The organism is Pseudomonas sp. P5_B2 (assembly GCF_056400445.1).
This window is the reverse complement of record NZ_JBFULH010000505.1, coordinates 1-4,389: the sequence shown is the minus strand read 5'-3', so window position 1 is coordinate 4,389 and position 4,389 is coordinate 1. Positions and strand designations below refer to the sequence as shown.

Genomic DNA, 4,389 nt, shown 5'->3' with positions numbered 1-4,389 from the left:
GCCCCCGGAAGCGTCACACCTGAAGCTGATGGTCCAGCACAGCCGAAAACTGGCGGAGCATCTGGGCTTTTCGGCGCAAAACCTCCACCTGTATTTGTTACCGTCGCGTCGTGGGGCAGATCAGATTCTTTGCGATGGCGAGCTGGAAACGGCAAGTAGTCGCTGCATTGGTGTACAACAACATGACTAGACTTGTCGCAAACGCAGGTTGGTGCCTGGCCTTCGCACTCGTTGGCCTGTTGGGTGTAGCACTGGGACGGCTGTCAGGTGAGAACACGGCGAAGCTGGACCTTTGGTGCACCGGAGAGAGCGCGCATCAAGTGACATCCTCAACGCGCCCGTCATGGCTGACGACGCGCTTCAGAGTGGACTTGAGGCCCACCGGGCTCAGTCATATGCGTATGGTCGCCCAATTGATCGATGCCGACTCCGGGGCGGAAATAGGTACCCTGCGCCGCAACAGCGCCTTTCGGGTGCAACAAGAGGGGCACCGCTTGCACATTAATGTTGAGCGCAGTGCCAAAGGCGAAACGGACAGCACGATTCCTGAACTGGCGAACACACTGGGCATGTTTATTTTCCGGCCGGACAGCAGCCTGAGTTACTGGATGCGACCGTTGTCCGAGACGCGTTACCTGTTTGACGACGGGAATGACATGTTCATTCTGTGCAGTAAGCGATGACCCCGGCGAACGCCAAAGAACGCCGCCCCACACACGCCTGAGTTGTTGATACAGGGGAAACGGCATGATCGAAAAAACAGCGCTCCAATGCTGGTCATGGGTTCTCCCCTCCCTGCTCGCCATCAGCCTTGCGCTGACGGCGGGATGTTCAAGCAAAGCGTCCAGGCATCGCAATTCGACTGCCAGCCTGGGCTCCAATTGCTATGCAAAAGCGCTACCCACTGCCGGCGAGGGTGGCTTGGCGTGGGGCTCCACCTTGGGCATTGCCCGCCAAAAATCCCTGAATAACTGCATACGCTATGCCGGCCGCTCCGGTGGCACGCCGAACACCTGCCAAGTGGTGTTGGCGGAATGTAAAAAACGATAGAGGTAGAAAGCAGCGAACCCGGCCGTTTCATAGTGGTCACAACAAGTGATGGMATCGCGCCTTGGGTTTCCTGCATTACTGCGCGACGCTTGAAAACCACACATTTCAGGGTGCGCCGGATAACTTCAGTAGGTTCAGTTCCCGTCTGATACAGGCGCTGACTGCTGCTTTCATCCAATGCTCCCCACTTGGAGTACGGAAATGACTCAATCAATGCGCTTCTTTCTATCGACTTTCCTTGCGTTAGCTACATTGGCCTCGACGAGCCTCCTGAACAGTGCCAGTGCAGAAACCGCAGAGGATCTGAATAAAGACGCTGCGCAAGCATTGGAGACGCTCTACAAGGCCAATCCAACAGCCAAATCCATCTCGCAACAAGCCAAGGCCGTGCTGGTCTTCCCCAAAATCATCAAGGCGGGCCTGGTATTCGGCGGCAGCTATGGTGAAGGCGTATTAATGAAAGGCGGGAAAGCAGTGGACTATTACAACTCCGTCAGCGGGTCATGGGGTCTACAGGCCGGCGCCCAGTCCTATGGCTATGCAGTATTTCTGATGAATGATAAAGCGCTGAAATACCTGGCTGATTCCAAGGGTTGGGAAGTTGGTGTAGGGCCGACCGTGGTTGTCGTGAATGAAGGGGTTGCGAAGAACCTGTCCAGCTCGACGCTCAAAGACGACGCCTATGCATTCATCTTCGACCAGCAAGGCTTAATGGCCGGGGTCAGCATCGAAGGCACGAAAATTTCCCACATCAAACGCTAACAGCGGCCAGGTACGAATCACCCCATCGGTTGCCTCCAACCGTTGGGGTGAAGTCCGTTAAGTGGAAGCCATCAAGTGCGGCCCACTGAACCTGTCACCGGCAGGTTCCCCAGCAACTTGAGCCCCGTGGTTTTCACGAAAGTGTCATAGTCCATCGGCCTCTCAATGCGGGTTTCTGCGTTGGGTAGCACGTACGCCCACGCACGTTGGGACGATGCGTCGTAGACCAGCTTGAACAGGCGGGTCGGCACCCAGACCTTGTTGTCGCCAATAGTGGTGTGGCCCGGGTCAAACAGCGGGCCGGTAAAGACATACACATTGCCTTCGGCACGCTTGGCAAACTTCCTCACATCAGACTCGACCTTGCTCCAGATCTTTCGATTGTTGGTGGGGTCTTGCGGCACCATGTTCGACAGCGCGAAGGATTGAGCCATTGCATTTGGGTTCGGTGCATCGGCTGCCGGGGATTGATGACCGCGGTCCACCGCCGGATGTTGGCTACGGTAGTCGCTCAACTCTGCCCGCCCACTTTTGGGAATGCGCGGGTCCGGGTAGAACTGATTAGTGCGCTCCTCCCCTTTGGCATCCTGCAGCTGGCCGGCGTTAAGACGCTCGACCACCACCAGCGGCGTCTTGCTGGTTTGCGAGTACAGCACCGCGAAGTTGTCGGAACACAAGGCCAAGGGGTTCATGGTTGCAGGCACAGTGGCCATGTTGATCGGTTTGGCTGCCGGGAACAGATCGGCACAGCCGTCGAACGATGCCTGCCTCTGCTTGTTTGAATAAAGTCCCGTTAGTGCTGACCGGCGGCTGCATTCTACTCACCAATGCAAGTTGAGGAAGCCATCGGCAAAAAGCGGTCAGAACCCGACGCCGACTATCAGAAATTCGGGCCGAGTGTTTGCAAAAAAGAATCTTTCTCAAACAAGTGTTTGGCAATTCATCACATTTGAGTATGATATCGATTCTCAAATAACACCAAATCAAATGTGAGCTCGCATGACCGCCCCCATCCTCCAGTGTTCTAAAAACTCCGTTACGCCGCGCGCGCCTCTGGCATTGCGTCCTTTGGCTCTCGCAGTGCACATGCTGACAGCCGGTATCGCCTTCGTTGCGCCCTCCGTGCAGGCGGCGGAACAGACTGAGCAGACCGAGACGGGCAGCACTGTGACCTTGCCGGCTATCGCTATCACTGAGACTGCCACGGGCGAACGCACCGCCGTCACCGAAGGCACTAACTCCTACACGACCGAGTCCGAACGCACGGCCACCCCCTTGAACCTGTCTCCGCGAGAGACGCCGCAGTCGGTCGGCGTCGTCACTCAGCAGCGAATACAGGACCAGGACCTGCAGACCATCCTCGACGTGGTCAACAATGCCACGGGTGTGTCGGTCAACCGCTACGAAACCAGTCGGGCGCAATTCAACGCCCGTGGCTTTGAACTCAACTCGCTGATGATCGATGGTGTACCCACTATCTTTGAACAGCCATGGAGTTCGGGGGAGATTTTCAGCAGCCTGGCCATGTATGACCGCGTTGAAGTGGTCCGCGGAGCCAACGGTTTGATGACCGGTGCCGGCGATCCTTCCGCGTCGATCAATATGGTGCGCAAGCGCGCTTACAGCACTGAACTGAACGGTTCGCTGGAAGTGAACGCCGGTACATGGGACACCTATGGTGCCCAGGCCGATGTGGCCACGGCGCTGAACCAGGAAGGCACGATTCGCGGGCGGTTCGTCGGGGAGACCAACGAGGGCGATACGTGGATCGATATGAACTCGAACAAGCGCCAAACCCTCTATGGCACCATGGATATCGACCTGACGCCCGACACCACGGTCTGGTTTGGTTTGAGCCATCAGGAAAACAAGGCCGACTCACCGATGTGGGGTGGCCTGCCCGTCTGGTACGCCGACGGCAGCCGTACCAACTGGAGCCGTTCGAAGACAACCTCCGCTGACTGGAGCAAGTGGAACACGACCTACGACACCTACTTCGTCAATCTCGACCACCAGTTTGCCAACGACTGGCAAGCCCACCTCAGCTACAACCGTGGCGAGCGAAACGGCCACTCTTCCCTGCTGTACCTTTCCGGCAATCCAGGCAGGGACGGTACCGCCCCTATGTCTTCGTTCCCGGCGACCTACAAGACCAGGACCACCCAGGACGACTACGGCATCCGTTTCGATGGCCCGTTCTCTCTGATGGGTCGTCAGCATGAAGCGGCATTTGGTTATATAGACAGCAAGCAGAAGTTCGACGCCGATTCCCTCGACGCACAATCCGGTTTTGGCGGTGTGGCCAATTTCGATACCTACAACGGCGATTTCCCCGAGCCGATATGGGGCCCAAGGACCGACTACGGCTACAGCGAAACCCGGCAAAAGGGGCTCTACACAGCCACCCGTTTGAACGTGACCGACGATTTGAAAGTGATTCTGGGCGCACGTGAGAGTTGGTACGAGAAGACCAGTGATGACGTTTTTTCGGAAGTAAGCAAGATCGATGTCGATCATGAATTCACCCCCTATGCAGGCATCGTCTACAACCTCACCGAAAACCTTTCCGCCTATGCC

General features: G+C 56.8%; 5 protein-coding genes and 1 pseudogene. 5 read left to right on the top strand and 1 reads right to left on the bottom strand.

Features of this window, described 5'->3' with window-relative positions:
- The 4 genes from AC1DRJ_RS23075 to AC1DRJ_RS23060 form a co-directional block, all read left to right on the top strand.
- Positions 1-190: hypothetical protein (locus tag AC1DRJ_RS23075; protein ID WP_477804186.1), on the top strand; the 190-nt coding region annotated here is incomplete at its 5' end.
- Between the two features lie 205 nt (positions 191-395).
- Entirely contained in the window at positions 396-683 is a 288-nt protein-coding gene (locus tag AC1DRJ_RS23070; protein ID WP_477804185.1) for a hypothetical protein, read from the top strand.
- A gap of 64 nt (positions 684-747) precedes the next feature.
- Complete coding sequence (locus AC1DRJ_RS23065) at positions 748-1,050, top strand: hypothetical protein (protein WP_477804184.1); 303 nt, start codon at positions 748-750, stop codon at positions 1,048-1,050.
- A gap of 201 nt (positions 1,051-1,251) precedes the next feature.
- The gene (locus AC1DRJ_RS23060) at positions 1,252-1,812 is read left to right on the top strand and encodes a lipid-binding SYLF domain-containing protein (protein WP_477804183.1); all 561 of its coding nucleotides are present in this window, start codon (positions 1,252-1,254) and stop codon (positions 1,810-1,812) included.
- 71 nt (positions 1,813-1,883) lie between these two features.
- Here the strand turns inward: AC1DRJ_RS23060 and AC1DRJ_RS23055 are convergent.
- Positions 1,884-2,606: pseudogene (locus AC1DRJ_RS23055) on the bottom strand (DNA/RNA non-specific endonuclease); the annotation flags it as partial.
- Between the two features lie 205 nt (positions 2,607-2,811).
- Between AC1DRJ_RS23055 and AC1DRJ_RS23050 the strand changes: the two are divergent.
- Positions 2,812-4,389: TonB-dependent siderophore receptor (locus tag AC1DRJ_RS23050; protein ID WP_477804182.1), on the top strand; the 1,578-nt coding region annotated here is incomplete at its 3' end.